Below are 26,521 nucleotides of genomic sequence, written 5' to 3'. Positions count from 1 at the left end.
AGCGACCGGAGAACAGACATGAAATCCATTTGCGTCTTTTGTGGCTCCAGCTACGGCGCTCTCGAGGCATATGCGGATATTGCGCGCGAAACGGGACGCGCCATCGCCGAACAGGGCTACACGCTTGTCTATGGCGGCGCCAAGGTCGGCCTGATGGGCACAGTTGCCGACGCGGCACTTGAAGCCGGCGGCAAGGTGATCGGGGTGCTGCCGCGATCTCTTCAGGACAAGGAAATCGGTCACGAAGGTTTGAGCGAACTGCATCTCGTGGATTCGATGCATGAGCGCAAGGCGATGATGGCAGACTTGTCCGACGCTTTCATAGCCCTTCCGGGCGGCGTTGGTACGCTCGAAGAGATTTTCGAAGTCTGGACCTGGGGCCAGCTCGGTTATCACAAGAAGCCCTGCGGTTTCCTCAATGCCGAAGGCTACTACGATCACCTGATCGCCTTCCTCGACCACCAGACAGAGCAGGGTTTCACCAAACAGGTGATGCGCGACATGGCGCAGATCGCCAGTTCGCCGCTGGATATGATCCGCCAGTTCGAAAACTATACGCCCCCTTCCGCACCCAAATGGATCAATCGGGACGAGACCTGACAGGCACGCTGAAACGCAAGCCTTGATGCCCCTGCGGCAGTTGCCTGCAAGCTTCGGGAACTGTCCACAGGGGGCATCGCTCTCTTTGCAAACAAGACGTTACTTGGTAAATCCCGTATCGCTTCTGCGCACTTCGGCGCAGCCCAATCAGCCCGAGTATCATCATGCGTCTAACTGCTATCGGTTTTGCCTGCCTTTTCGCACTTACGGGAGCGGCCTGCGCACCGACGGCGGATCTGGACGGCACATCCGGGCGCCTGGTGCGGACATCCAACATCACGCTGGTGCAAATCGCTGAAGATCATGTCGGCGGCATTACCGGTGAAACCCAATACGGCCAGAAAGCCATTGAGGCAGCCCTGCCCGGCTTCACCACCGAAGGCATTCAGACCGCCAACGAAAACTCCACCGAGTGGGCGCTAGCAGCTTTCAACAGTGACGGCTTTCAGGTGTTGCAGGTGTTCAAGGGTCAGAACGGCAAGGTCCGCACCGTCCACGGTGTGACACACCACCTGCAGGGCCCGAACGGCGAACGGATCGGCATGACCTTTTCCGAAATCGGCTCCTCACGTGCCGATTGCCGTGTCGGCCAGAACCTGTGGCGTGGCATGGCAATCTGCCATTCCGATGGCCATCCGAACGTGGAACTGGTCTACGCAATCCCGGGCTACGACGGCCCGTTTGACCGCCTTCCGGCTGAAAACGACCTGTTCGATGCACAGCTCCAGCGGATCCTCTGGACGCCGAAGAGCTGACGGTTACACGGCCGGCCAGGTTCATTCCGACAGATCACCCCCAAATTCCTCCTCAGGATGAGGTTGGATGGGAACAATTGACTATCGGATCTTTGAAACGAAGAAATCAGAAGACACCTCAGCCCTCACACGTGCGGCTGCGAGCGCACCATGACTTCGCCCACCTTGCGCCACACGTTGCGCTGCTTCAGCGTCTTTTCAGCCACATCCGCAAGATCCATCAGAACCGGCATGCCGCGATCCTTCAAACCCGGCATGGATTTCAGGTCGCCGCCGGTCCACGGCAGGAACGGATTTCGGCGCATGTGCCAGTGGATTTCCGAACGGACTGTCGGTTTGTCGGACGGCGTGCGGCCGTGAAAGGCAAAGGTATCGGCCACGATCAAAGTGTTTTCCGGCACCGCCATCTTCTTGGGCTGCGGCAGGCCAAGGGAGGCAAGCTCATCCGCCTTGATCCGGAAAGACCCGCTGGCATGGTGGGACCTCAGGTCCTTGGCTGCGCTCAGGGAGCATTCATACTCCCATTCCAGCCGCTCCTTCGTGAGCTTGTGTGAGCCCGGCACGAAGAAGAAGGGACCGTCGTCCTCACCGACGTCCTGCAGGAACAGCCAGGCCTTGGACGTCGCGTGGAACGTATCTGCATGGGCATCGGACTGCGGATCTTTTTTCTTCACCTTCAACGGTTCTACCAGGACCGTCTGAATGAAATTGAGAGGCTGTCCACCCTGCGAGGCGGCATAGCGGATCATGTTGATCGCACGCGGATCACGCACCGCCTGAGCCAACGCAGCGTTTTTGCGCAACACCTCCGGCGGCAGCAAGGTCATCCGCGTCACCGCTTGGCCCTGGCGCATCTCCCGCGATTCGAATGGCTGGTTGAACACTTCTTCCTTGAGCTGGCGGAAAGTTTCTTCCGGCAGGAAGTTCTTGACCAGGAAATAGCCGTTCTCATCGAAGAAAGCCTGCTGGTCCCGATCAACCAGATGCGCCAGCTTCGCGCGTCTGTGTGCTGCAAGATCGGCCGCAAGCTGCACTCTTTTCTTGTGCAGGCCCCAGGTATTCAGCCTCTCGCTTCCCAGAAGCGGATTCTTGCGCGGAGACTTGTCGGTTCCGGCGAGACCCAGAACCCAGAACGGGGCTTTCAGATAGGACAAGGGTGTCATGCAGCACCAAAAATGAATTTCATCGAAGTGGCGTGTATCTAACACGTTTTTGCCTGCGGGTTTCAATGTTTCCATCCGTTTCGGCGCTGTTTTGCGCCGTCAGTACGCGTCGCGAAGGCGTCTTCACCCTTTGGCGGCAGTGACGTTTGCCGAATCCTGAGCTAACACCTTGAGGCATGATGACAACGGCACGAAATCTCGACCCCGCCAAGCTGGCGGACGGTCTGAAAGCCGGACAGCGCGCTGCGCTTGCCCGCGCCATCACGCTCGTGGAATCGCGCAAGCGCGAGCATCGCCGCCTTGCCCAGCATCTGATTCAAGAACTGCTACCCCTCACAGGAAAGGCTCTCAGGGTCGGCATCACCGGCGTGCCAGGTGTCGGCAAGTCCACGACCATCGACACGCTGGGGTCCAACCTGACAGCCGCAGGGCACAAGGTCGCCGTTCTCGCGGTCGATCCGTCATCCACCCGTACCGGTGGGTCGATCCTGGGTGACAAGACACGAATGGCCCAGCTCGCGGTGGATCAGAACGCCTTCATCCGCCCTTCGCCTTCCGCCGGCACGCTTGGTGGGGTCGCCGCGAAGACGCGCGAAACCATGCTGTTGTGCGAGGCCGCCGGGTACGACGTGATCCTGGTTGAAACCGTCGGCATCGGGCAATCGGAAACCACGGTTGCCGACATGGTCGACTTCTTTCTGGTCCTGATGCTGCCTGGCGCCGGTGACGAACTTCAGGGCATCAAGAAGGGCGTTCTTGAGATTGCCGACATGATCGCCGTCAACAAGGCCGACGGCGACGGCGCTACCCGTGCCCGTACCGCTGCCTCGGACTATCGCGCAGCCCTGCATATCCTTGCTCCCAAGTCGCCCACATGGACCCCGCCTGTCATCACGGTGTCTGGCCTCGCCAACGAAGGGCTGGATCACCTGTGGGAGCAGATTACGGTGTTTCGCGAGCGCATGCAGGCCAGCGGTGAATGGCATCAAAAACGCAGCGGACAACAAGTCGCCTGGATGTGGGACATGCTTCAGCAGCGCATGATGGAAGCCCTGACATCGAACACGCGTACCGCCGACCGTCTCAAATCCCTGGAGGAGGAAGTGCGCGGCGGCAAGACCGCTGTCTCGCTCGCGGTGGACGAATTAGCGACCTTGATGGGGCTTGGCGAATGAACACTTCAGGACGCAAGACCGTTCTGGTGACCGGTTTTTCGCCGTTCCCGGGGGCACCCGTCAATCCGACGGAGCGCCTCATGAGACGGCTCGTCAAACGGATTGGGGCGCATCAGTCAGGTGTCGACTTCGTCTTCCATGTCCTGCCGACAACCTGGGCAGGGCGTGAGGATGTCACAGACCGGCTCCGCACCACCCTTTCGCCAGACGCCATCGTGCACTTCGGCGTCGACGGGACGCGGCGAACGATCAATATTGAAACAAGGGCCGTCAACAAAGCCGTACGCGTGCGTCCGGATGCGTTGGGCAGAGCACCGGCGAGGCCGGAACTGGCAATCTCTCAAGAACGCGCACGGAGCTCAACCCTGCCTGCCAGGGCCCTGCGCGATGCTGCGCTTGCCGCAGGTGCACCCGCACAGCTTTCCACCAACGCCGGAACCTATCTCTGCAATGCCACCTTGTGGGATTCCATCGGCTCGGGCATTGCCAGCATCTTCGTTCACGTTCCGGCTTTGCCGAAAGGTCCGCGCGATACGAGACCCGCCTACCCTGTCATCGAGGAAGCCGCGGTCCGCATTCTGCGCGAACTGGCAAGGCGCCTGCGATAGAGCGAGGCTCGGAACACCCTCCTGAAGAACTTTCCCCTCATCCCATCCTTCGAGACAGCACTTCGTGCCCTCTCGGGATGAGGTGGTATTGGGTTATCTGAAATTCAGTATTTCGCGGTTTCAGAGTCCCCGAGCCTCAAAAAACCACCTGCTCTTGTCTCAATGCACACGGCCAAGCAGTCTCTCGACCTGGCGGATGCAATCGGCCGCCATGTCGGCGGACAACCCCGCCCGGCCGAGAACACGCAAGCCGAAATAGGCTGTCAGTACGCCGCGTGCGGTGCCGCGAGCTTCTGTCCCCTCAAGCCCATCGTCCCGAAGCGCGCGGTAAAAACCATTTTCCAGACGCCTTGTCATGGCCTGCAGCATTGCCTCTGCCTCTGCGCCCCCCGCCTTGTCGACCAGGGCATTGCACAGAAAGCAGCCAAGCCTGTCGCCATCTTTCTGGGCGAGGTCGGCAATGCGGCCGAACAGGGCAAGTATCCGGTCCCGCCCTGCCCCTTCTGAAGGGTCACCTAGAAAAGCGACCGTGTTGCTGACAACCTGATCGTTGTACCTGTCGAGTGCCGCCAGATAGACCGACTGTTTGTCCTGGAATGCCTTGTAGAAAGAACCCTTGGTAATGGCCATGGCATCGAGCAGTTCGGACAGCGAGGCTTCGTCATAGCCAACGTCCCAGAACAGCTCCATGGCTTTTTCCAATGCCTCATCGGCGTCGAATTCCCGAGGTCTTGCCATGCGATCTCCCGTCAAGCCACTTCACAAAAAACTCAACCGCGTGTCACGCGCTTGTGTTTTGTACCATTCGGTTCCTAACTCTATTTAGGAACCACCGGCAGGGTTGGTCAAGTGCGACCGATTAGGAACCAATCGGTTCCTATTTCAAGATCGCTTGAACACGTCTTTGCCGGACCAATTCAACCCCTTGGGAGTGTCTTCAGATGTTTGCAAACCTCATTCGCGGCTCAGTTGCCGCCCTGGTCGTCGTCACCGGGCTTGTCTCCAGCGCTTTCGGTGCCGGTTTTGATGTCAACGCCACCATCACCGGCCTGGCCCTGCGCGGTGTCGATCCGGTTTCCTATTTCGTCAATGGCGCACCGCAGGACGGCGACATTGCCATTACCGAAGTTCACAATGGCGCCACCTACCGTTTCGCCTCTGAAGAGAACCGCGATCTCTTCAAGCAGAACCCGGAAAAATATCTTCCGCAATACGGCGGTTTCTGCGCCTTCGGTGCTGCCATGGGTGTGAAGGTCGATGGTGACCCGGACCTGTGGAAGATCGTCGACAACAAGCTTTACCTGAACCTCGCACCGTCGATCCAGGAACGTTGGAACAAGGACGTACCGGGCTTCATTTCCAAGGCTGACGAAAACTGGGTTGGTCTGGAAAGCGTCGACCCGAGCAGCCTCTAATCGGCTCTGACCGGTCTCTTCTGCCCCTGTAGACCGGTTACCTGACCGGCCAGGCCATCTGCCTGGCCGGTCTCTTTTTTTCCGCCGGTTAAAGCGTGTGATCTCGCAAATGCCAATCCGGCACGGCTCTTGCGATTTCAGCCATAGACACTTGAGGCGCATCCCAATCCGGGACGTCGGAAAGCAATTGGCCGGATCGATGACACGTAATCTTTCAAAACTGAACCGACGCGCGTTTCTTGCCGGGACAGCATTGTGTCTTTACGGGACAGTCGCCACGGCCCAGATGAAGGTTGCCGACCTGCGCGGTTCTATCGACTCAGAGGATCTTGGTCTTCTTCCCAACGCGGCAGATGACCAGACCGCTCAATTCCAGAATGCCGTCAATCGTGCCGTTGAGCGTGGTCGCGCGCTGTTCCTGCCTGCCGGCACCTATCCGGTCGCCAATCTGCGTCTTCCCTCTGGCACATTGATTGTCGGGGTTCCCGGCAGAACACGGCTCGTCTACCAGGGTGGCGGCGGTCAATTGATCCGTGCCGAGGATGTTGCCAATGTCGGCCTGACCGGGATTACCTTCGATGGCGCCAATCGATCAATCGGCGATTTCACCGAGGGACTGCTGCATTTCATCAACGTCAAGAACGTCACGCTGGACAATTGCGAGATCACCGGTTCTTCCAAGATGGGACTGTTGCTGGACCGCTGTTCAGGCCGGGTCGAAAATTGCCGGATCTCCGGTGCTGCGGAAGCGGGACTGCGTTCGAACGAGGCCAACGGCCTTGCCATCACCGGCAACACGGTGACCGACTGCGCCAACGGCGGCATCTGGGTGCACCGCTGGCGCGAAGGCGAGGACGGAACCATCGTTTCCGGCAACCGGGTGGAACGTATCGGCGCCCGCTACGGCGGCACCGGCCAGTTCGGCAACGGCATCAATGTTTTCCGCGCTCATGGCGTCATGGTTTCCAACAACCGTGTGGCGGATTGCGCCTTCTCCGCAATCCGCTCCAATGCAGGTTCCAACGTCCAGATCATCGGTAATTCCTGCCTGCGCTCCGGAGAAACGGCGATCTATTCCGAGTTCGGTTTCCAGGGAGCAGTCATTGCCAACAATATCGTTGACGGCGGCACGATCGGCATATCCATCGCCAACTTCATGGATGGCGGCCGTATGGCGGTCTGTTCCGGCAATCTGATCCGCAACATCAAGAAGGAAGGCCCCTACCCGCCGGAAGTGGCCGGATTCGGCATCGGCATCGCCGTTGAAGCGGATACGACGCTGACCGGCAATGTGGTGGAGGGCGCACCGAAATTCGGCCTGATGCTCGGCTGGGGCCCCTATATGCGCAACATCGCAGCCTCCCAGAACGTTGTTCGGGACTGCGGCACCGGTATCGCCGTAACCGTGGTCGATGGCGCGGGCGCTGCCGTCATCACCAACAACATTGTTCAAGGTTCGCATCAGGGCGCGATCAACGGTTACCGCTGGCTCGAAAAAGCGACCGGTGAACTGAACAATGTTTCGGAATTCGACAATCTCACCGTTCACGGCAACCAGATAGCCGCCTGACTGACCCGACCGCCCGGCACAAACGCGCTCGTCCTCAGAGACATCCCGTCGACCGCTCTCTCCACAACTCAGGTAAAAACCCTACGAGCAGAAACGGAACGGCATAAGTGCCATGGTGTCCGAAAGCCTGATACGTCTCAATGAACTCATCCCGAGAACGCACTTCCGCGCATTCTCAGGATCGAGACGAACAGGTTTTTGACTTGCAAAGCTCTGGAGCAATCAGTCCAGGGCAAAGCGCAGTGACAGGCACGACAGGCCACCATCGACCTTGCGGGCTTCGTGCGTCGGCAGGACGACGGTCGTGAAACCGGCCGCCTCGATGGCTGCCAATGTCTTCGGGTAGCCTTCCGGCACCATCACGACATCATTCACACGGATGACGTTGGCGGCGTAGTCTTCCCCTTCCGGAACGACCACGATTTCGCGGTCACCGAAAAAGCCGCTGTCTGCCATGACCTTGGTCGCCAGGATGACGCCGTCGCCAAGGGTGGAACAGGCTGTCTTGAAATGCAGCACGCCATCCGGCGTTTCGCAGACTTCGGCCTTGTAGCCCCACTCGCCCAGCAATCCGGCAAAGGCATCGGCGCCCTCCCGGTCGGTGCGGGCGGACAGGCCGATCAGGATGACGTCGTCGAGCATCAGGACATCGCCGCCGTCGACATGACCGTTCCCCGGCAGGTCGACAACCTTACCGAACCGGCTTTCCAGTGCCGCACGGATCTCCGCGCCTTCGCCTTCACGGCTGGCCGTGCCCGGCCGAAGCTGGATAGCGCCTTCAGGCAGGCAGAAGGCAGGATCCTCGACAAAACAACTGTCCGGGTAGGTTTCAAGCTGCGGCAGAACGTCAACCGTCAAGCCGGCTTCTTGCAAGGCCGAGACATAACGCTCATGTTCTGCCCTGAATTTTTCGCCACTCGGGTTGCCCGTGTCCACCGCACGGATGCCGTCGGCCACGCTGTCGGCGGGCGTGCGTGTGATCGCGTGGGTGAAACGGAAAGACAAATCGGGACGATGTGCCATGAGACAACTCCTGTGACAGAACCAAGCGCTCAACCAGCCATCCGCATGGCCAAATTGCAAGACGTCCCGGGCCTGAAAACATGCATCGACAGGGCCTATGCACCGGTAAAATCAACCTTGCCGGACCTGCCAGACGTCTCTTCCGGCCTCGAGGAAGACATCGGACAAAACCATGTCTTCGTCGCCGAAACGGATGGCCGTATCGTCGGCTGCTCAATCCTGGGTCTCCACGGCCAAAGTGCTCATCTCATGAACATAGCCGTCGATCCGGATATCAGGGGCATGGGCATCGGGCGTCTGTTGATCGAAGCCGTAGAGGACCTCGCCAGTGAGAGCGGAGCCACCGAGATACATCTGGCAACCCATGTCGCCATGCCTGAGAACGTTGCTCTTTACGCGCACCTGGGCTGGAGTGAAATGGAAAGAAACGGCAACAAGGTGCTGATGAAAAAAGATCTTTGAGCCTACTTACAAGCGCTCGTCACACGCCCCAGCCTCAAGAGCCGCAATAGCGGCATCTGAAACAAGACGGAAACAGGTGAGAGCCAGGACTGAAGCCTGAAGGTGCGCCGGCTTGTTAAGGCAGCGCTGCTTTCAACTCGGTCAGGAACTCTTCGCGCGGCTTGATGTGTCCGGCCTGGATACCGACCCGGGTCAGGATCGGCGGGTTCACCAGTCCGTCAAGCAGAGCTGCCTCATCATCGTTCAGCTCCAGCATCGCTTCCAGAACGGTTGCCATCATCACTTCGGACGCCCGGGTTGCTCCGTCGTCGCATTTCAGCGCGACACCGAAACCAAGCTCGGGAATGGAAGCGCAGAAGACACCTTCGGCTCCGGTCTTGACGAACACTCGGCCACGGAAAGCTTCCATCACCCTGGTGCAGAAACGGCCTGTCCCGGCAACCATGTAAGGTTCGTTGATGCAGGCATCAAACAGCCGTTCCGCAGCCTCTGCGCGAAGCGGCTCCAATCCCTCACCGGTTCCAAAGGCTGCAAAGGCGCGCGCGAAGCTGCGCAATGGTGAAGCGTAGGTCGGGATTGAGCAGCCGTCTGTTCCGCAGACATCCTCGGACAGAGTGTCGCCGGTCATCTGCTCCATCACGTTGCGAACTTCACGTTGCACGGGGTGTTCCGCGTTTACATAGCCGCGTGTCTCGACACCCATCACCTTGGCCAGGCCAAGGAAACCCGCATGTTTGCCTGAGCAGTTGTTGTGCAGGCCGCAGGGCGTTTCATCAGCCAGGATAAGTTTGGCTGCATCTTCCATGCGCTGGGGCCATTGCGGGCCGCACTCGAGATTGTCTTCGGCAAGGCCTGCTTTCATCAGCATGACCCTTGCCGAATTTGCGTGAACTTCCTCGCCGTTGTGAGACGCACAGGCAAGTGCCAGTTCGGCATCTGAATAGTCGAGCGCTTCCGCCGCTCCCGATTCAACCAGGGGCAATGCCTGAAGTGCCTTGATGGCGGAGCGCGGAAACACCCGGGCTTCCACATTGCCGATACCGAAAACCAGCTTTCCGGAGCTATCGACGATGGCAATGCTGCCCCGATGCAGGCTTTCGATCACGGTGCCGCGGGTGACGTCGACCAGAGCCGGATTGTCCATGAAGTTTCTCATTTCCAAGGTTTCACACTATCAGGCTAAGCGGATTCGGCCCGGGCCGCAGTCAAAAATGCGGAAAGACGGGCGAGCGCTTCGTCGATCACGGCATCCTGCTTGCAGAAGCAGAAGCGAATGTAGCCCTCGGGCGCATCCGATCCATAAAAGGCAGACACGGGAACTGCCGCAACACCGGCGGCCGTGACCAGGGTTTCACACGCCTCGACATCAGTCCGTCCAAGCCCCAACCCTTCGAACCCGCATGTCAGGAAGTAGGTTGCATTGCAAGGCAGAACGGAAAATCCGAGGGCGGCAAGGCCTGCCGCCATGCGGTCGCGCTTTGCGGCAAGGTCTTGCGACAGGCCATCGTAGTAGCTGTCGTCCTTGCGCAGGCCATAGGCAACAGCCTTTTGCAGATGTGGCGGTGTCGTGAAGGTCACCCACTGGTGCGCCTTGGCAATCGGGTCCATGAGCGCGGCAGGCCCGGTGACATAGCCAACCTTCCACCCGGTGAGCGAGAAGGTCTTGCCCGCAGAGCCGATCCGCACCGTGCGCTCGCGCATGCCGTCCAGCGCCATCAGCGGTGTGTGCCTATGACCGTCAAAGACGAGGTGCTCGTAGACTTCGTCACAGATCGCATAGGCATCATACTGGCGGCAGAGAGAGGCGACCAACTCAAGCTCTTTGTCTGAAAACACCTTGGCCGTCGGGTTCATCGGGTTGTTGATGAGAACTGCCTTGGTCTTGTCGGAGAAGGCTGCCTTGAGAGCTTCAGCATCCAGCGACCAGTTGGGCGGGGTCACCCGGACGCGCACGGGAATGCCGCCGGCCTGCTTCACCAGCGGCAGGTAGCAATCGTAGAGCGGTTCGATCAGCACAACCTCGTCACCCGGGGATACCAGCGCGAAAATGCAATCCGCCAACGCCTCGGTCGCACCGGAAGTCACCATCACTTCGGTTTGCGGATCGACCTCGAGACCGTAGAAACGGCGATTGGCCTCGGCAACGGCCTGGCGAAGGTCCGGTATTCCCAGCATGGGCGGATATTGGTTCGGCCCCTGCAACAACGCATCAGCCGCCGCCTGCCGGATATCCACCGGCCCGTCGACATCTGGAAATCCCTGTCCGAGGTTCACGGCCCCATGCGCCATAGCCAAGCGCGACATGGTCTCGAACACGGTGGTGGCAATGCCGGTGAAGACCGGATTGGTCGGCTTCATGGTTCCTCCCGAGCGTCTTTTCGCCGGTTCTAATCCTACCCGCGTTTGCCGTCGAGCTTTTTCATCTGAACGAGGCTCAGGCGCAGTTCGACCACCACATGTCATATGAGTGTCGTTGACTCAGTCCATCACCCGCAGTCAGATAGGTTCCGCATCGGAACCTTGGCGGAGGAAACGTGATGCTCGGCGTTATTATTGGAATTGTGGCGATCCTTCTGGGAGCCAGCATCATTCTTCGACGAGCCGGAGTTCCCGCCGGCGGTCACAGGCTGGTTCAAATTTTTTCGAGCCGGTTCATGGGCATCATTCTGGTGCTGATCGGCGGCTTCATGCTCCTGTCCTCTTCCTTCATCTTGGTGGACGCCAACAGTGTTGGTCACCTGAAGAGGATCTATGCGTTCGAGGAGTTACCCGAGGGCCGCATCATTGCCCTGGACGGCGAAAAAGGCCCGCAGGCCCAGATCCTCGGGCCCGGCTTTCATTTCATTCCGCTTGTCCGGGTGCTCTACGATTTCGAGGAATGGGACGTCGTCACCATTCCCGAAGGCTATTATGGCCAGTTGACCGCACTCGACGGCGACGCCATGCCCTCCGGCATGTTCATGGCACCGGCAATTGCAGATGCAGATGTCGGCGACATGCTGAAGGCCGACAGCTTCCTGACAAAGGGCGGTCTGCGCGGACCGCAGGAAACGGTGCTGAAGCCCGGGCAATACCGTCTGAACCGGTATCTCTTCGACATTCGCCTCGATGAGAATACCAACGCGACGATTATCCCCGCCGGACACGTGGGTGTGGTCAAGTCCAATGTCAGTCAGCCCGGCATCAATTGCATCGAGGAAGAAGTCTCTGCCTCCTCTGTTTCCCGCGAGGCGCTTACCGTTCCCCTGGTACCCAGGGGCTGCGTCGGCATCTGGAAGGACCCGCTCTTCCCAGGGGCCTATTACCTCAACCGGCAGGCCTATGAAGTGACGCTGGTCGATACCCGCGTCCAGACCTGGGAATACAAGGGCGGCTACGTAAAACGCATCATCGATCTCTCGGTCGATCAACAGGGCAATATCCAGCAGAACGAACGGTCCGTGCAGGAACAGATCCCCAGCGACGCCGCCGACCGGGCGGTCTACGTCAAGGTGGAAGGTTGGGACATCCCCCTGGAACTGCGCGCCCTCGTCCAGGTCGACCCTGACAATGCCCCCGTGGTCGTCGGCTCCGTCGGCGGACTGGAGGAGATTGAAAACCGCATCCTGACACCGGCCATCCGCTCGATCGTGAGGAACGTCGCCGGTGCCTCGATCCGCGTGCAGGACAAGAATGCCGACGGGACACCGGTGCAGCCCGCGACCTACACCGTGCGCCCGACCAAGGTTCTCGATCTCATCGAAAACCGCGATGCCCTGGAACAGACCATCGAGCAGCAGATCAAGATCGAAGGCAACAAGGCCGGCGTCGACATTCGCGAGATCCGTCTGGGCGAACCGGCCATCCCGCCGGAACTGCTGGTCTCCCGCCTGCGCGTGCAATTGGCCGATCAGCTATCCACCGCCTACGAACGCGAAACGGATGCGCAGCAAAAACGCATCGAAACGGAACAGGCACGTTCCACGGCGGACGAACAGCCCCGTCTCGTGGAAGCCCAGATAGCTGTGCAGGTGGCCAATCAGCGCGAACAGGAACGCGCGGCCCTCGGCCGCGCCGAGCGCCAGTATCTGGAGGAACTTGCCCGAGGCCAGAGAGCGCAGGTCGACGTTCTCGGCCAGGACCGCGTAGCCCTGCTGCAGGCGCTGGAGAAACTGCTGACCTCGCTGGAACGCAAACCGGAGCTGGTCGGCCTCGTCGGCAAGCTTGTTCCCAATACAGTTGTCGGTGGAGACAGCGGCTTTGCCGGTGCGGCCGCCCTTCTCGGTGCGAGCCTGGGACAGGCCCAGCAACCGGCAGCTAACCGTGCAGCCGGCGGGCAGTAGTCCGGAGCAGCGGATTGGCCCGCCTAGCTCGGGCCATCCCCGGGATCCTTGTCCTTCTCACCCAGGACGGCGCGCAAGGCCTCCTCCACCCGAGGCACCAGATCCCGGTGCCGCTCGTGAAGGTAATGGTAGAAGGCATATTCCTTGCGGCTGGACGGGAGAGAATAAGCATCCTCAAGACCGAACCTCTCTATCATCTCCTTCGCCCTCAACTCGCGGACGAAAACCAGATCGAGCCGCTTCTGTTTCAGCATGAGAAACAGCTGCTCCGGTTCTTCAGCCGACCATACCTCAGCAAACCCGCTGGCAGCCATTTCGCCAAAGACAGCCCCGCGCACATGCCCTGCCCGCAGGGATTTAAGATCCTCCAGGGATTTGTCCTTCAGGTCTGCGCGGTTGGTGTAACCATAGGCCACAACAGAAAGCAGCGGCACATCCACCCTGACGAGGGTGGGATAACGGTCCCCCACAGAGCCGATCCGGATCACTTCGCCATCGGTTTTGCCGGAGGTGGATTCCACCAGTGCCCGGCTTGGCGTGTTTTCGACAATCTCCAGTTCGATCCCAACGCTCGAATAGGCTTTCTGCAGATAACCGACCGCCACGGGGGTCAAACCGGGAGCCTCAAACCCGGACAGCACAATTCTCTCGCCCGCGGAAGCGGCAGTAGCCAGAAGGAACCCGGCCAGCAGACAGATGAGCCTCTTCGTGCACATAGTGTTCCTCGCAGCGTCTCGTCGGCCGTGCAGCCTGCGTAAAACCTTCAGCTCAAGCCGGTCTTGTGCAGAACGTGTCCATCTTTCTCCGGTGCCGTTTCACCGACACCGTCGGTTTCCTCACCCACTGGCACAGCCAGCATTCTTTTCAGAACTGCTTCGATCCTGGGCACCAGATCCGCATGTTTTTCATGCAGATAATGATAGAATGCGACCTCCTGCAAAGACGGTCGCAACGGGAAGACACCCACCAGTTTCCGGTCGCGGATAATGCGCCGCCCCGTGCTCTCCCCGGCAATGACAAGGTCGATCCGGTCTCGCTGGAGCATCTCGAACAATTGTTCGGGCGTATCTGCGGTCCATACCTCGGCAAACCCATCTGCCAGTTCAGCGGCGAACCGTGCGCCCGCCACATGGCCAACCCGCAAATGCCGGAGCTGCTTGAAGGACTTGCCACGAAGCTGAGGCTTGTTCGCATAGGCGAAGGTCCGTGCCAAAATAATCGGAACATCGACACGCAACAGGCTGCTGTGATCGGCTTCGATGGTCCTGATCCGCACCAGTTCACCGTCGGTCTTGCCGGAAGCTGCATCCAGCAGTGCCCTGCGAGGGCTGGTGATAACCGTTTGGATGCGGATGCCTAACTCCCCATAGGCCTGACTTAGAATACTCTCGGCAACGGGGGTCAGGTTTGGAGCTTCAAAACCGGACAGCTTGAGAACGTCCTGTGCCCGGGCGCCGGACATCAGAAGAAGAACGCTCAGCATGGCGCAAAACATGAGCCGATGCATTCCGCCCTCCTTAAGCTGCCTGCACGACAATTTCGTTCACAACAAGCCGTTTGACTGCGGCCACGTCCTCCGCAGTCCCGTATCTAGAGCAATAACCCTACGGGACAATTTGCAGACTTTCCAAGCTGATTGCAATGCGGTTGTACAATCTATTGAGAATAACCAATAACGTGCGCTTGCATGTCTCTCCTTCTGCCAGTCAGGAAAAGACTTCAAGGATCAAAGGAGTTGGCAACGCTAGGAGTGCGTGCCGTAATAGTCCTTTGCAATCTTGTCGATGAAGCCTTCGTCGACAAGCTCCTTGATGACACGGTTCAGTTCATCGAGCTTTGCCGCCCAACCCGATTTCTTGGAAACACCGAGATACAGGTCGACCGAGTTTCCCGGATTATACGGAGCCTTTTCAATCTTGTCGGCGAACCCCTGGCGTTTGATCAGGTAGTCCACCTGGCAATCCGTACCGATCATGATACCGAAACGCCTCTTCATCAGCATGTCGATCAGGATCTGCTCCTGCGCAACGCCGACCTTGTCCAAAGACCGGTCCTTGTCGAACCTTTCGAAGTAGGCCGAATGCAACACGTAGCCGACCTGGTATGGCGCCAGGTCTTCGTAGCTCCGGATCTTATCGGCCTGTCCCTTGATGGTGTAGAAGGCGGTCGTGCATCTGAAATAAGGCGTATCGGTATAGGCGATATATTCTGCCCGGTCCGGACGGAAAGCCAGCCCGGTCATGACATCGACGCCGCCCCCTTGCATTTCGGTGAGCGCCCGCCCCCAGGGCAGTTTGGCAATCCGGAGTTCGGCTTCTGTGCGCCTGGCAACTTCGTCCATCAGGTCCAGATCCAGCCCGATGAAGGTATCTCCCTCCGAAATCCGGAAGGGCGGCCAGTCATCTGTGGCCATGATCATCTCGTCCGCGCGTGCGGCGCCTGCTGACACCGCAAGCAAAAAGGAAAAAGCAACGCAACAGATACGAGAAATTGACACAACAACAACCCCAAATAATCAGAAAATTAAAGTTGTTACCCAATTTCATCAAATATTATCGCTCGTATTATTGCAACATCGTAAATTGTATCCAGCAAGAACCAATTCCTCTTCCTTAACGGAAAACTCCTGTCTTACACGCGTTTTACTGGCTCAACAGGCAACCACCACCCCCTTATCAAGGAAGAGCCCCGGTCAACGCATGGCTGCTCCTGCCTGGCCCGCCTTGCTGCGTTGCAAAAAATCGATTAGAAGATGGCAACTTGATCCAGGTCAAAAGTGGAAATCCGGGCAGGGATTGGCGCTGACCTAAAAAACCACACCAAATATCCGGAGCAGCCCGTGTCAGCACGCGCGGAGGCCGTTGCGCCTGAACAACCGTTGAAAATGGATGCGTCCCGCATCAAAACCGAACTTCTGGCCGGGCTTACAGTTGCCCTGGCGCTCGTTCCCGAAGCCGTGGCCTTTGCCTTTGTTGCCGGCGTCAATCCGCTGGTAGGTCTCTATGCGGCGTTCTTTGTCGGTCTGATTACGGCCTGTATCGGTGGTCGTCCCGGCATGATTTCCGGCGCGACCGGCGCACTGGCCGTGGTGATGGTCTCGCTCGTCAGCCAGCACGGGGTGGAATACCTTTTCGCCACCGTCGTGCTGATGGGCCTCATCCAGATCGTGGTGGGCTTGCTGAAGTGGGGCAAGTTCATCCGCATGGTGCCCCATCCGGTCATGCTTGGTTTCGTCAACGGCCTTGCGATCGTGATCTTCCTTGCACAGCTTGGCCAGTTCAAGGTTCCAGATGGCGCTGGCGGACTGACATGGATGGAAGGCTCCCAGCTGTATCTGATGCTCGGCCTGATCGCCCTCACCATGGCTGTTATCTGGTTCCTGCCCAAGATCACATCGTCTTTCCCCGCGCCGCTTGCAGGCATTCTGGTTGTCTCCGCGCTCGTGCTCGGCTTCAACCTCGACACCCGCTCGGTTGGCGATCTCGCCTCGATCGCCGGCGGCCTGCCGGATTTCCACATTCCCATGGTGCCGCTGACGCTCGACACATTGCAGATCATCCTGCCTTATGCCGTGATCCTGGCAGCCATCGGCCTCATTGAATCCCTGCTGACGTTGAACCTCGTGGCCGATCTGACAGGCACCAAGGGCGGCGCATCCAAGGAATGCCTTGCACAGGGCACGGCAAACGTCGTGACCGGCTTTTTCGGTGGCATGGGTGGCTGCGCCATGATCGGCCAGTCCATGATCAACGTGAAATCCGGTGCACGCACCCGGATTTCCGGCATTGCCGCAGCTCTTTTCCTGCTGTCCTTCATCGTCATCGCCTCGCCCTTGATCGAACGGATCCCGGTCGCAGCCCTGGTCGGCGTAATGTTCATGGTGGTCATCGGCACCTTCGCGTGGACCAGCCTGAAGATCATGCACAAGATCCCGCCGATCGACGCACTTGTGATGGTCATTGTCACCTGCGTCACCGTTTATTCGGATCTCGCGGTCGCTGTTGTGGTCGGTGTGATCATCTCCGCGCTTGCTTACGCCTGGAATGCAGCCAGCCGGATCCGTGCCCGTATCGGCACCAGCAAGGAAGGCTGGAAGGTCTATCGTCTGACCGGCCCGCTGTTCTTCGGCTCCACCACCGGCTTTGCCGATCTCTTCGATCCGTTGAACGATCCCGAGGACGTCGTCGTCGACTTCATCGACAGCCGCGTGGTCGATCATTCCGGCCTGGAAGCAATTGACGCCCTCGCCTCGAAATACCTTGCTGCTGGCAAGCGCCTGCACCTGCGCCACCTGTCGCCGGACTGCAAGAAGCTGCTGGCCAAGGCTGGCGATCTTGTCGAAGTCTCGGTCCTTGAAGATCCGGATTACGAGATTGCCGTGGACTACGGTCACACGTTCGACCGGGCAGAAAAGACCACCTGACGCACGCTTTTCCAAGCGCGACAAACCAAGACCCGCACGGTTGCCCCGTGCGGGTCTTTTTGTATCTGAAACAGGTTTCAAGCTTCCGGTACAGTTCCCCGATTGCTACGCGCGGCGTAATTTGAAAGAGATATCGGCTTACGACGACACAACTCACAATCGGGACGTCACGGTGCCAGCACGCAGGAAACTCTTCATCACACCGACCCTTGCCTCCGTCATCGGCAGTTTCGTGCTGGTGACCGCGGCTGCGATCCTCTTCATCCAGGCTGTCACTTCTTCGGAAGTCGTCAGGAGAATGGGCGGTGAGTTGGTCGATATCGGCATGGATGCAGCCGAAACAGCGTTTGTCGAGCAGCTTCATGCCATCACCGAAACCGCCGAATTCACCCGACTGACCTATGAGCGCAAGGAACTGCCGGTCGACGACCCCGATCTCATCCTGTCTTACCTTTACGGCGCGCTCGCCCCGATGGAGCAGGTCTCCTTTCTGGTTCTGGTAGACGAAAATGGCGAAGGCGTTGATGTCGACAGGGGCGATGCGGACGGCAAGCTGCTGGGCGGCAACGTCAATCTGGCAAAGGATATCCCAATCCTGGCTCCGCTGGCGGAACGCGCGAAAAAGCAGTCTGGTGCTTTCTGGAGCGAGCCGTTCTACATGCCGAACCGCGAGCACACCTATTACGTCTTTGTGCGCCCGCTGCATGAGGGCAAGACCTACCGTGGCAGCCTGATGATCGGCATGTCGCTCGACAGAATGTCCGAGATCACCTGGCACGTTTCGACAGACGACATAACCGTCTTTCTCATGAAGGAGGGATCAGACGAAATCGTCGCCCATCCCGACCTTCACAAATCCTTCGATGACCTGACAGAAGAAATGCCTCTTCTGAATGTCGATCGTTTGCCCGATGCCTTTCTGGCCGGCTTCAAGGACATGCCGAGGGTCAAGAATGAGTCCTTCGACATTTCCGAGAAACTGGCTGTCTATTCCGGCACTGCCCCTGACGGTGCCGAACGGTTCGTGATCCTTGAACAGAAGAACGAAAACCTCTTGGGTCTTCCGGTCAGGATCGGTGTTCACTTTCCTGCCGAGTACCTTTCCCAGCCGCTGAAACAACTGCTGATGGCGCTACTTGTTGGTGGCGGACTGCTCGTGCTGTCCCTGCTTGGCGCGGTATTGCTGGCGAGACGGATTGCAAGACCGGTGCAACGTGCTTCAGTCGCGGCAAGAGAAGTGGCGGGCCTGAACCTTTCGACCGTAGCCCCGCTGCCTTCCAGCATCATCCGGGAACTGGACGACCTGTCCAAGGGCTTCAATGCCATGTTAGGCGGCTTGAAAGCCTTCAATCGCTACGTTCCGGGCACACTTGTCAGGAAACTTCTGAGCGAAGGCCGGGCGGATGCCCCACCGGAAGAAAGGGAGGTTGCAGTGCTGTTCACCGACATCGCCGGCTTCACCTCTGCCTCCGAAGGCATGACGGCAACCGAAACCGCTGCCTTCGTCAATCATCACCTGTCCCTGCTCGGGGCCGAGATCACAAAGGAAGGCGGCACCATCGACAAATACATCGGCGACAGTGTCATGGCATTCTGGGGCGCACCGGAGCGGCTGGAAAATCCGGCAGAACCTGCCGCCCGTGCGGCAATCGGCATGGCCCGTGCCATCCGGGAGGACAACATTGCACGCGTCGCCCGCGGTGAAGCGCCTGTGCGTATTCGCATCGGCCTTCACATGGGACCGCTTGTCGTCGGCGACATCGGCGCACCGGAGCGGGTCAACTACACGGTCATCGGCGACACTGTGAATGCCGCTTCCCGGCTGGAGAGCCTCGGCAAGGAGATCGACGGCGACGCCGATGTTGTGATCCTCGTCTCCAGTGAGATAGCCAAGCGCCTCGACAGCAGCATCGAGCAGGAGGCCATCGGACTGCACAAGGTCAAGGGGAAATCGGCAGCGGTCGAGGTTGTTCGGCTGCGTGGCTAGCACCGAGCCGATCATCCGTTGCAATCCTCACGGTTTCATCCGGTCTCCCACGCTTTGCCTCGCCACGTTAACAGGGTATGGGTATTGCGTCGAAATTCAGTACGCAGGCCAAGCACTTGCCCTTTAACAGGCGCCTTCACATAACGCCGACGCTCACGACGGTCATCGGTGGTTTTGTCTTCATCACCGCTGCGCTTGTCCTGATCGTTCAGGCAGCCACGTCCGAAAAGGTCGTGCGCAACCTGGGTGGCTCGCTGATCAACTCGGGCATGCACTCCCTGGAGCAGGCCTTTTCCGCCCAGATAGAAGCCGTCGAGGAAGCAAGCTCCTTTACCGCGGCAGCGCTTTCCACCGGCAGCATCCTGTTGCGCCGTCCTCAGGAAGTCGCCGACTACATGTTCGGTGCGCTATCGGCCATGGAGCATGTCTCCTTTGTCATCGTCGCCGACAGGAACGGCAATTTCATCCAGGTCGACCGGGGCCGTGCTGACGGAATTCTGGTACCGCAATTCGTGCCGAAGACTGACGAAACGCATGCCCTTGCGGGTTTGATCTCGTCTTCAAGGGAAAAGACAGCCCCCTTCTGGTCTGGCCCGGCCTTTTATCCTCAGCGTCAGCACACCTATATCGCTCACGTTCAACCGATCCTGTCCGACGGCCCTGACGGCAGTGATTACGAAGGCCTCGTCCTGATGGCCATGTCCATGGAGCGCTTGTCGGAAGTCACAAGCGACATCTCCACCGGCCTGGTTCAGGTGTTCATGATCAACCCGCAGACCTACGGTCTGATTGCTCATCCTGCGTTGTCGGAGGTCTTCAATCTTCTGTCGCCGACAAGCCCGTTGATTGAACTCGAGAACGTCCCGGACACTTTTTTGCAAACCCTCAAATCGACCGAAACAGTCGATGCATCAGGCTACGGGATACGCCCGGGACACGAAATGCGTGCCGGCTATGACGCCCTTGGCAACAAGCGGTTTGTCGTCCTCCAAAGCCCGGATCTCGGCCCGACAGGGTTGCCGATTTCAATCGGCGCCCATTTTCCGGCGGAGGTTCTTGAGCAGCCGCTTGAGCAATTGAGCGATGCGATACTGATCGGCATCGCCCTTCTCGGACTGTCGCTGATCGGCGCCGGCTTTCTTGCCCACCGCATCGGCCAGCCGATCCGCCGGGCAGCGCTTGGGGCAAGGGCCGTCGCGGATCTTGAACTGGACTCTGCCGAGCACCTGCCAGGCAGCTTCGTGCGCGAATTGGACGACCTGGCCAACGGGTTCAATTCCATGGTCAGCGGCCTGACCGCTTTCAGCCGGTACGTCCCCAAAACACTGGTCAGGAAACTCCTGCGTGAAGGCCGAGCATATGCGCCGCCGGAAGAACGTGAAGTCGCGGTTATGTTCACCGACATTGCCGGCTTCACCTCGGCCTCCGAAGGCATGACGGCAACCGAAACCGCTGCCTTCGTCAATCATCACCTGTCCCTGCTCGGCGCCGAAATCACAAAGGAAGGCGGCACCATCGACAAATACATCGGTGACAGTGTCATGGCATTCTGGGGCGCTCCGGAACGGCTGGAAAATCCAGCAGAGCCTGCGGCCCGTGCGGCAATCGGCATGGCCCGTGCCATCCGGGCGGACAACACGGCACGCGTTGCCCGCGGTGAAGCGCCTGTGCGAATTCGCATCGGCCTTCACATGGGCCCGCTCGTGGTCGGCGATATCGGTGCACCGGAGCGGGTCAACTACACGGTCATCGGCGACACGGTGAACGCCGCTTCCCGGCTGGAGAGCCTCGGCAAGGAGATCGACGGCAGCTCCGATGTGGTGATCCTCGTCTCCAGCGAGATCGCCAAGCGACTTGGCAACACCGTTGAGTACCGGTCCATCGGCCAGCATCAGGTAAAAGGCAGAGTTGAGCCCCTGGAGGTGGTGCGGCTGATCGATTGACGCTTACCACACGAGGAAGCGGCCAGCGCTACCGAGCACTGGCTGTTCGGTTCACAGGATCCGGTAGAGTGTCCGGTCACGCCTCAGAACGTGGTGGAACAGTACCGCGCCAATGTGAAGGGCAAACAGTGCCAGCAAGGCCCATGCGCTCCAGGAATGAATGGCCGACAGTGTCCCCGCAATGTCTGGTGACTTGCCGATCGGGCTCCAGACCGGAACCAGTCCGAACCAGCTCAACGGAAATCCGTGGGCGTTTGTTGCCAGAAACCCGCTGACCGGCATGACGATCAGGAACAGATAGAGAAGCCCGTGAACGACGCTGGCCGCCAGTCGTTCCAGAGCCGGGCCCTCTTCCGCCGGCTTTCGAGCAACAAGCTTGTTGCCGACACGAACCAGCATCAGCCAGAGCACCAGAAAGCCGAAACTTTCGTGCAGCAGGTAGAAATCCAGGGACACATCGCTTTTCACGAACTTGATCACGTAACCCAGTGGCCATGTCGCCAGAACCAAAGCGGCAATCATCCAGTGCAGGATCCTGGTGGTTCCGGCATGACGGCTTTCCGGTCCAAGGGGATGCGCATCGGTTCGCGAAGTCGTTTCCATGGAATTCAGCACTGTCATTGTCCTTTTTATGCCTCAACAGCCCGGGTTCGTTTTGCGCCCGGTTCTTTCACGGTCGGCTGCCCGTCAGGTTCGGGTAGATGGCAACCGTTGTCACCAGCGTTTGAACCTGACACGAGCCCTGTCACCGTCTCTTGTTAGCTCATCCCCTTCCCGGCCTCCTGTGACCAGCGACACTGCCTGAACAGCAGGCGCAAACGGTCTTGACATGAACCGGGGGAAACTACGCAAGGCGGCCCGGGTCCGGCAAGATCAGCGACAACGGATCCAGTATAAATCTGTCAGGCATTCCGGATGGCAAGAGCTTCGCAGGTCAGCGAAGACGGAAGAAGCAGAACCGCTCGACCAGCCGCAAAAGGTCTTTCTGCGAGCGGCAGTTGGCCTTGGCCATTGTATTCTTAAGGTGTTTTCTTGCGGTATCGAGTGAGATGCCGCGCTCAACGCAATGTTGCGACAGATCCTGCCCGGACGCGATTGCGCCAACCACAAGCTCCTCGGAAGGTGTCAGGCGGAACAATCCGGCAAATTGCCTGATCTCAGATGGGTCCGGCCCATGCTGCATGTGGAGTGGAATACACAGGACAGCCAGCATCGAGCCGCCACCACCGATCCCTCCGGGAACGGGCAGGAAGCGGACGCCGATCTGATGATCCGTTGTATCGGTGAGCGTAACGGTCTCGCCGGAAGGAACGCTCGAACGGAAGTGAAGGGCATCCAGTGCAATCGCGAGACGCTGGTTCAAGGCCCTGTCCCTGAAGACAAGTCCCCGACTGCTCATTTTCAGAACCTGTTCTTGCTGCAAGGCTTCGGCCTGATCGTTCGCGAAGACGATCCTGCCCCCTGCGGTCACCAGGATTACCCCTTGCCCGCGTGCTGTCAGGAGATTGCCGAGCGTTTCCGTATTCGCTTTTGCTTCAGCCAGTGTCAGATGGATCCGCAAGGCCTGCCGGGTGTGGCCGAGGATCAGCTGCTGTGCTTCAAGCTGGTCTTTTTCCCAAGGCTCCTCGTCATAGAGAGAAAACCCAAGCCAGCTCAACCGATCGGGCATAGCGAGCTGGGCGCCAGTTACCTCGTAGAGTTCGAAAGGAAGCAGGTTCTCGTGATAGACGGGGCTGGCCATCCGCTCTTCGTCGGTCCACAGAAGATCTCCGTGCAGAACTCTTCCGACCGGTGCATCAAGGATGCGCGGATACCTGACATCGAGCTCTGCGTAAGTGCTCATGTAATCCTTGTGAAAATCAGGATCCATGCGAACCGTGACGAAGAGGTCGTCCCCCGCATCTGTCAGGTTGTTGGAGAAAAAGTGACAACTCTTTGCCTGGAGGGCGTCAGTCACCTCTTCCATGGCCGGCTTCCAGAGCTCCGCCGTAACCGCGGCCTCATAAAGGCCCCGGATGGCAGCGTTCAGTCTTGCCTGATCGACTTTCACCTTACCCTCGCCGAATGGTTGCACCCTATGACGTATATTCTGCCAAGATCTATTTCAAGAATGTTATGTAGATCACAAAGTTTTCGCGTTCAGCGACTTTCCGAATTTCAACAAACAACAAAAAAGCCGCCGGAGTTACCCGGCGGCTATATTCACCAAAGGTTGCTCTTTTTCGCTATCGCACCAGAATGTTACGGAACTGCCAAGGATCCTTGGTGTCGATATCTTCCTTGTAGAAGCCCGGCCGCCCCTCCAGAGGAGTCCAGTCCGTATAATAGCCTTTGACCGGCCCAAGATACGGTAGCTGGATTTCGAGGCAGCGCTTGTAGTCCATCTCGTCCGTCTCGACGATGCCGGCTTCCGGGTTCTCCAACGCCCAGACCATGCCGGCCAGAACGGCCGAAGTCACCTGCAGACCGGTCGCGTTCTGATACGGCGCAAGGTCCCGGGCCTCCTCGACAGACAGCTGGGAGCCATACCAATAGGCGTTTTTCTTGTGACCGTAGAGCAGAACGCCGAGTTCATCGATGCCGTCCTGCAGTTCACTTTCGTCGAGAACGTGCAGCGTCTCCTGAACCTTTCCTGCGGAGCCGAACAGTTCATGCAGCGAGAGCACGGCCACGTTCGCCGGATGATAGGCATAGTGGCATGTCGGGCGGTAGCTGACCTTCTTGCCGTCGCTCACGGAGAAGTAGTCGGCGATGGAGATCGCTTCATTGTGCGTGACAAGGAAGCCATATTGCGCGCCTGGCGTCGGGCACCAGGTCCGCACACGGGTGTTGGCGCCCGGCTGTTCCAGATAGATCGCCGCCTTGCAGCCTTTCTTGTGCTTCTTGGCATTCGCAGGCTTCCAGGTTTCATGCGTGCCCCAGCCGAGTTCCGCAGGCTGGAAACCTTCGGAAAGGAAACCTTCCACCGACCAGGTGTTCCAGAACTCGCCGAATGGTTTCGGTTCCTTGGCTCGCTGAGTGTCACGCTCGGCAATATGGATGCCCTTGACACCCACCTTTTTCATCAGCTTGGCCCAGCCCTTCTGGCTGGACGGTTCCTTGAACTTGACGCCGGTATCGGTCGCGATATCCACCAGCGCCTTCTTCACGAACCAGGAGACCATGCCGGGATTGGCGCCGCAGCAGCAAACTGCCGTAGTCCCGCCAGGATGTTTCTTCTTTTCGCGTCGTACGGCCTCACGCAGCGCATAATTGGTCCGGTCGGCTGCCGTTGCGGTGTCGTCGAAGTAGAACCCCGGCCAGGGTTCGACCACAGTGTCGATATAGAGCACGCCAAGCTTGCGGCAGAATTTCATCAGGTCCAGCGATGACGTGTCGACAGACAGATTAACGACAAAACCCTGCCCCTCGCCCTCCGTGAGCAAAGGCGTGAGTATGTCCTTGTAGTTTTCAGGCGTCAGGGCGACTTTTTCGAACCGGTATCCCCGGTCGGTCACCAGCTTGGCATCACCATCAACCGGGTCGATGACGGTAAACCGGCTCTTGTCGAATTTGAAATGACGCTCGATCAGCGGCAGCGTTCCCTTGCCGATGGAACCGAGACCGATCATTACAAGAGGACCGGTGATCGTTCCGTGAACTGCCCCTGCTGATGCTGTGGAACCTGCTTTCGGCTCAGCGGCCTTCGAAGCTGCTGCCTTCGGTGCAGAAGCTTTAGGAGCGGCTGTCTTCGCCTTAGAAGCATTCGCTGCTTCCGGTTTCACCGGAGCCGCTTTTTTGGCAGCCGGCTTGGCCGCAGTCTTGGTCTGCGTTTTTGCAGCAGCAGGTTTCGGTGTCCTGCTTGTCGAAGGTTTTGTGGTCGCCACAGACTTTGCGGGCGCTTTCGCGTCAGCTGCCTTGGTAGCGGAGGTTGTCGGCTTTTTGGTTGCGGGTTTCGCAGCAGCAGGTTTTGCAGAGGCTGTTTTGGCCGGAGATTTTGCAGCAGCCGGTTTCGCAGTCGCCGATTTCGCAACAGCGGGTTTGGCTGGTGCAGCCTTGGCAGCAGCCGGTTTGGCGGGCGCAGCCTTGGCTGCTGCTGGCTTCGCCGACGATGATTTGGCAGGTGTCGAATTGGAGCTTGCAGGCTTTGCCGATGCGGCTCTGGAAGCAGGCGTACGCGATGTGGTCTTGCGCCGTGTTGTTGGCTTTGCGGCAGCTTTTACCGCCGGCTTCTTCGGCGCACCGTCGTTGGTGTCGTCGGTCATATGCGTAACTCCAATCCTATCCGATATGCCGCCCACATCGCTTCCAGAGGGTCCGGCCCGTTGGGAAATCCTTCAAACAACAAAGCGCACTTATTGCGCCTTGGTTAGGTGTGGCTGGTTTCTGCAGGAATTTCAAGTCTTCTCGATGAAAGCCCGTTCAAGGAAAGACAAATGACCGTCTCAACCCTGTTATTTTTAAACAAACAAGCCTGTGCTTAAAAAACAAGAGACGGCGGCGAAAAACTTCGCCGCCGTCTCCAAGTCTAAAGCTTCAAATTGCTTGCGAAACCGAGAAGACGTCTTCCCGGGCAGCCGGCACTGCCATCGGATCCAGTACACCGGATGCCGAAAGCACACCCTCCAGGCCGTCAATGTGCCCTGGAGTGAACTCCAGTGCGAGGAAACGGTGATAGTCCACCGGTCCCGGCATCCCGACCTTGTCGAGAAGGCCCGCAGCAAAACCGAAGCGGGTATAATACGGCTGATCGCCAACCAGGATCACGGATCCATGGCCAAGCACGGCAGCCTGGTTGAGGGCGTGCCGCATCAGGCGATCTCCGACCTTCAGTCCCCGGCAACCCGGATCGACGGCAAGGGGTCCGAGCAACAGGCTTTGCGAGCCGTTGCGGTCCGCCACAGACCAGAGCCTTACCGTGCCAACGAGCTTGCCAGATTCGTCGATAGCAGAAAATGCGAAGACCGGAAGCCGGCCTTCACGCAGACGCTCGGAGGTTTTCCTGAAGCGGTCCTCGCCGAAACAAAGGTCAAGCAGACCCTCGCGGGCGCCGGTGTGATCCGGCGCCTCGTCCACAATATCAATCATGGCACTTG

The 26,521-nt window shown here is 58.9% G+C and carries 25 protein-coding genes; 13 read left to right on the top strand and 12 right to left on the bottom strand.

Annotated elements, in window-relative coordinates:
• Positions 1-18 precede the first annotated feature (18 nt).
• Positions 19-600 carry an LOG family protein gene (locus tag B0E33_RS23475; RefSeq protein WP_023000962.1) on the top strand — a complete coding sequence of 194 codons (582 nt, stop codon included), beginning with the start codon at positions 19-21 and terminating at the stop codon, positions 598-600.
• 164 nt (positions 601-764) lie between these two features.
• Positions 765-1,355: a DUF1131 family protein gene (locus tag B0E33_RS23470; protein WP_023000961.1), complete on the top strand. Its 591-nt coding sequence runs from the start codon at positions 765-767 to the stop codon at positions 1,353-1,355.
• Positions 1,356-1,480: 125 nt separating this feature from the next.
• Here the strand turns inward: B0E33_RS23470 and B0E33_RS23465 are convergent, their stop codons facing one another.
• A complete protein-coding gene (locus tag B0E33_RS23465; protein WP_055654961.1) occupies positions 1,481-2,518 on the bottom strand; it encodes a phytanoyl-CoA dioxygenase family protein in 1,038 nt (345 codons plus the stop codon).
• Positions 2,519-2,694: 176 nt separating this feature from the next.
• On the opposite strand from B0E33_RS23465, the gene meaB reads away from it, so the two are divergent.
• Both meaB and B0E33_RS23455 read left to right on the top strand, forming a co-directional pair.
• Entirely contained in the window at positions 2,695-3,693 is a 999-nt protein-coding gene (gene meaB, locus B0E33_RS23460) for a methylmalonyl Co-A mutase-associated GTPase MeaB (RefSeq protein ID WP_145903473.1), read from the top strand.
• On the top strand, positions 3,690-4,301 hold the full coding sequence (locus tag B0E33_RS23455) for a pyroglutamyl-peptidase I (protein ID WP_023000958.1): 612 nt from the start codon (positions 3,690-3,692) through the stop codon (positions 4,299-4,301). The genes meaB and B0E33_RS23455 overlap by 4 nt, the downstream gene beginning before the upstream one ends.
• Before the next feature lie 159 nt (positions 4,302-4,460).
• Here the strand turns inward: B0E33_RS23455 and B0E33_RS23450 are convergent, their stop codons facing one another.
• Positions 4,461-5,039 (bottom strand): TetR/AcrR family transcriptional regulator, encoded by a 579-nt coding sequence (locus B0E33_RS23450; protein WP_077292594.1) that lies wholly within the window; start codon positions 5,037-5,039, stop codon positions 4,461-4,463.
• Positions 5,040-5,242: 203 nt separating this feature from the next.
• On the opposite strand from B0E33_RS23450, the gene B0E33_RS23445 reads away from it, so the two are divergent.
• Complete coding sequence (locus B0E33_RS23445; protein WP_023000956.1) at positions 5,243-5,716, top strand: YHS domain-containing (seleno)protein; 474 nt, start codon at positions 5,243-5,245, stop codon at positions 5,714-5,716.
• Positions 5,717-5,915: 199 nt separating this feature from the next.
• Positions 5,916-7,286, top strand: coding sequence for a TIGR03808 family TAT-translocated repetitive protein (locus B0E33_RS23440; RefSeq protein WP_077292593.1), 1,371 nt, complete (start codon positions 5,916-5,918; stop codon positions 7,284-7,286).
• A gap of 222 nt (positions 7,287-7,508) precedes the next feature.
• Here B0E33_RS23440 and B0E33_RS23435 read toward each other — a convergent pair whose 3' ends face one another.
• Positions 7,509-8,309, bottom strand: coding sequence for a dimethylarginine dimethylaminohydrolase family protein (locus tag B0E33_RS23435; RefSeq protein WP_023000954.1), 801 nt, complete (start codon positions 8,307-8,309; stop codon positions 7,509-7,511).
• A gap of 45 nt (positions 8,310-8,354) precedes the next feature.
• On the opposite strand from B0E33_RS23435, the gene B0E33_RS23430 reads away from it, so the two are divergent.
• Positions 8,355-8,771, top strand: a complete 417-nt coding sequence (locus B0E33_RS23430; RefSeq protein WP_208997693.1) for a GNAT family N-acetyltransferase — start codon at positions 8,355-8,357, stop codon at positions 8,769-8,771.
• 115 nt (positions 8,772-8,886) lie between these two features.
• Here the strand turns inward: B0E33_RS23430 and B0E33_RS23425 are convergent, their stop codons facing one another.
• Together B0E33_RS23425 and B0E33_RS23420 are read right to left on the bottom strand one after the other, a co-directional pair.
• Complete coding sequence (locus B0E33_RS23425; RefSeq protein WP_077292592.1) at positions 8,887-9,915, bottom strand: asparaginase; 1,029 nt, start codon at positions 9,913-9,915, stop codon at positions 8,887-8,889.
• A gap of 35 nt (positions 9,916-9,950) precedes the next feature.
• Positions 9,951-11,129 (bottom strand): aminotransferase, encoded by a 1,179-nt coding sequence (locus tag B0E33_RS23420; RefSeq protein ID WP_077292591.1) that lies wholly within the window; start codon positions 11,127-11,129, stop codon positions 9,951-9,953.
• A 179-nt stretch (positions 11,130-11,308) separates the two neighbouring features.
• Here B0E33_RS23420 and B0E33_RS23415 point away from each other — a divergent pair, with 179 nt between their 5' ends.
• The gene (locus tag B0E33_RS23415; RefSeq protein ID WP_077292590.1) at positions 11,309-13,093 is read left to right on the top strand and encodes an SPFH domain-containing protein; all 1,785 of its coding nucleotides are present in this window, start codon (positions 11,309-11,311) and stop codon (positions 13,091-13,093) included.
• 23 nt (positions 13,094-13,116) lie between these two features.
• Here the strand turns inward: B0E33_RS23415 and B0E33_RS23410 are convergent, their stop codons facing one another.
• The 3 genes from B0E33_RS23410 to B0E33_RS23400 form a co-directional block, all read right to left on the bottom strand.
• A complete protein-coding gene (locus tag B0E33_RS23410) occupies positions 13,117-13,809 on the bottom strand; it encodes a transporter substrate-binding domain-containing protein (RefSeq protein ID WP_077292589.1) in 693 nt (230 codons plus the stop codon).
• A gap of 47 nt (positions 13,810-13,856) precedes the next feature.
• Complete coding sequence (locus B0E33_RS23405) at positions 13,857-14,600, bottom strand: substrate-binding periplasmic protein (protein WP_077292588.1); 744 nt, start codon at positions 14,598-14,600, stop codon at positions 13,857-13,859.
• A 237-nt stretch (positions 14,601-14,837) separates the two neighbouring features.
• The gene (locus B0E33_RS23400; RefSeq protein ID WP_208997692.1) at positions 14,838-15,506 is read right to left on the bottom strand and encodes a substrate-binding periplasmic protein; all 669 of its coding nucleotides are present in this window, start codon (positions 15,504-15,506) and stop codon (positions 14,838-14,840) included.
• On the opposite strand from B0E33_RS23400, the gene B0E33_RS31010 reads away from it, so the two are divergent.
• From B0E33_RS31010 to B0E33_RS23385, 4 genes are all read left to right on the top strand, one after another.
• Positions 15,499-15,903, top strand: a complete 405-nt coding sequence (locus B0E33_RS31010) for a hypothetical protein (RefSeq protein ID WP_156912472.1) — start codon at positions 15,499-15,501, stop codon at positions 15,901-15,903. The two genes, B0E33_RS23400 and B0E33_RS31010, sit on opposite strands and share 8 nt — an antisense overlap.
• Positions 15,904-15,977: 74 nt before the next feature.
• Positions 15,978-17,516 (top strand): SulP family inorganic anion transporter, encoded by a 1,539-nt coding sequence (locus B0E33_RS23395; RefSeq protein WP_077293569.1) that lies wholly within the window; start codon positions 15,978-15,980, stop codon positions 17,514-17,516.
• Between the two features lie 172 nt (positions 17,517-17,688).
• Entirely contained in the window at positions 17,689-19,503 is a 1,815-nt protein-coding gene (locus B0E33_RS23390) for an adenylate/guanylate cyclase domain-containing protein (RefSeq protein ID WP_077292586.1), read from the top strand.
• 116 nt (positions 19,504-19,619) lie between these two features.
• Complete coding sequence (locus B0E33_RS23385) at positions 19,620-21,446, top strand: adenylate/guanylate cyclase domain-containing protein (RefSeq protein ID WP_208997691.1); 1,827 nt, start codon at positions 19,620-19,622, stop codon at positions 21,444-21,446.
• A 51-nt stretch (positions 21,447-21,497) separates the two neighbouring features.
• Here the strand turns inward: B0E33_RS23385 and B0E33_RS23380 are convergent, their stop codons facing one another.
• The 3 genes from B0E33_RS23380 to B0E33_RS23370 all read right to left on the bottom strand — a co-directional run bounded on the left by B0E33_RS23380 (position 21,498) and on the right by B0E33_RS23370 (position 25,057).
• A complete protein-coding gene (locus B0E33_RS23380; RefSeq protein ID WP_023000943.1) occupies positions 21,498-22,067 on the bottom strand; it encodes a cytochrome b in 570 nt (189 codons plus the stop codon).
• 313 nt (positions 22,068-22,380) lie between these two features.
• Positions 22,381-23,496 (bottom strand): helix-turn-helix transcriptional regulator, encoded by a 1,116-nt coding sequence (locus B0E33_RS23375; protein WP_156912471.1) that lies wholly within the window; start codon positions 23,494-23,496, stop codon positions 22,381-22,383.
• Positions 23,497-23,671: 175 nt separating this feature from the next.
• Positions 23,672-25,057, bottom strand: coding sequence for a homospermidine synthase (locus B0E33_RS23370; protein ID WP_077292583.1), 1,386 nt, complete (start codon positions 25,055-25,057; stop codon positions 23,672-23,674).
• 46 nt (positions 25,058-25,103) lie between these two features.
• Here B0E33_RS23370 and B0E33_RS23365 point away from each other — a divergent pair, with 46 nt between their 5' ends.
• Positions 25,104-25,865 carry a hypothetical protein gene (locus B0E33_RS23365; protein WP_077292582.1) on the top strand — a complete coding sequence of 254 codons (762 nt, stop codon included), beginning with the start codon at positions 25,104-25,106 and terminating at the stop codon, positions 25,863-25,865.
• A gap of 96 nt (positions 25,866-25,961) precedes the next feature.
• On the opposite strand, the gene B0E33_RS23360 is transcribed toward B0E33_RS23365, so the two are convergent.
• Positions 25,962-26,513, bottom strand: a complete 552-nt coding sequence (locus tag B0E33_RS23360; protein WP_023000939.1) for a GNAT family N-acetyltransferase — start codon at positions 26,511-26,513, stop codon at positions 25,962-25,964.
• Positions 26,514-26,521: the final 8 nt, after the last annotated feature.

It is taken from the genome of Roseibium algicola (assembly GCF_001999245.1).
In the GTDB taxonomy this organism is placed as follows: domain Bacteria; phylum Pseudomonadota; class Alphaproteobacteria; order Rhizobiales; family Stappiaceae; genus Roseibium; species Roseibium algicola.
This window is presented reverse-complemented; position numbering and strand designations above follow the sequence as displayed.

What these genes read in the sequence shown, in the direction of transcription:
- B0E33_RS23445 (WP_023000956.1), top strand. Translation starts at nt 5,243, where the DNA reads ATGTTTGCAAACCTCATTCGCGGCTCAGTTGCCGCCCTGGTCGTCGTC.
- B0E33_RS23420 (WP_077292591.1), bottom strand. Translation starts at nt 11,129, where the DNA reads ATGAAGCCGACCAATCCGGTCTTCACCGGCATTGCCACCACCGTGTTC.
- B0E33_RS23440 (WP_077292593.1), top strand. Translation starts at nt 5,916, where the DNA reads ATGACACGTAATCTTTCAAAACTGAACCGACGCGCGTTTCTTGCCGGG.
- B0E33_RS23405 (WP_077292588.1), bottom strand. Translation starts at nt 14,600, where the DNA reads ATGCATCGGCTCATGTTTTGCGCCATGCTGAGCGTTCTTCTTCTGATG.
- B0E33_RS23450 (WP_077292594.1), bottom strand. Translation starts at nt 5,039, where the DNA reads ATGGCAAGACCTCGGGAATTCGACGCCGATGAGGCATTGGAAAAAGCC.
- B0E33_RS23410 (WP_077292589.1), bottom strand. Translation starts at nt 13,809, where the DNA reads ATGTGCACGAAGAGGCTCATCTGTCTGCTGGCCGGGTTCCTTCTGGCT.
- B0E33_RS23380 (WP_023000943.1), bottom strand. Translation starts at nt 22,067, where the DNA reads ATGACAGTGCTGAATTCCATGGAAACGACTTCGCGAACCGATGCGCAT.
- B0E33_RS23360 (WP_023000939.1), bottom strand. Translation starts at nt 26,513, where the DNA reads ATGATTGATATTGTGGACGAGGCGCCGGATCACACCGGCGCCCGCGAG.
- B0E33_RS23465 (WP_055654961.1), bottom strand. Translation starts at nt 2,518, where the DNA reads ATGACACCCTTGTCCTATCTGAAAGCCCCGTTCTGGGTTCTGGGTCTC.
- B0E33_RS23430 (WP_208997693.1), top strand. Translation starts at nt 8,355, where the DNA reads ATGGCCAAATTGCAAGACGTCCCGGGCCTGAAAACATGCATCGACAGG.
- B0E33_RS23435 (WP_023000954.1), bottom strand. Translation starts at nt 8,309, where the DNA reads ATGGCACATCGTCCCGATTTGTCTTTCCGTTTCACCCACGCGATCACA.
- B0E33_RS23395 (WP_077293569.1), top strand. Translation starts at nt 15,978, where the DNA reads ATGGATGCGTCCCGCATCAAAACCGAACTTCTGGCCGGGCTTACAGTT.
- B0E33_RS23470 (WP_023000961.1), top strand. Translation starts at nt 765, where the DNA reads ATGCGTCTAACTGCTATCGGTTTTGCCTGCCTTTTCGCACTTACGGGA.
- B0E33_RS23415 (WP_077292590.1), top strand. Translation starts at nt 11,309, where the DNA reads ATGCTCGGCGTTATTATTGGAATTGTGGCGATCCTTCTGGGAGCCAGC.
- B0E33_RS23425 (WP_077292592.1), bottom strand. Translation starts at nt 9,915, where the DNA reads ATGGACAATCCGGCTCTGGTCGACGTCACCCGCGGCACCGTGATCGAA.
- meaB (WP_145903473.1), top strand. Translation starts at nt 2,695, where the DNA reads ATGATGACAACGGCACGAAATCTCGACCCCGCCAAGCTGGCGGACGGT.
- B0E33_RS23475 (WP_023000962.1), top strand. Translation starts at nt 19, where the DNA reads ATGAAATCCATTTGCGTCTTTTGTGGCTCCAGCTACGGCGCTCTCGAG.
- B0E33_RS23370 (WP_077292583.1), bottom strand. Translation starts at nt 25,057, where the DNA reads ATGATCGGTCTCGGTTCCATCGGCAAGGGAACGCTGCCGCTGATCGAG.
- B0E33_RS23400 (WP_208997692.1), bottom strand. Translation starts at nt 15,506, where the DNA reads ATGGCCACAGATGACTGGCCGCCCTTCCGGATTTCGGAGGGAGATACC.
- B0E33_RS23455 (WP_023000958.1), top strand. Translation starts at nt 3,690, where the DNA reads ATGAACACTTCAGGACGCAAGACCGTTCTGGTGACCGGTTTTTCGCCG.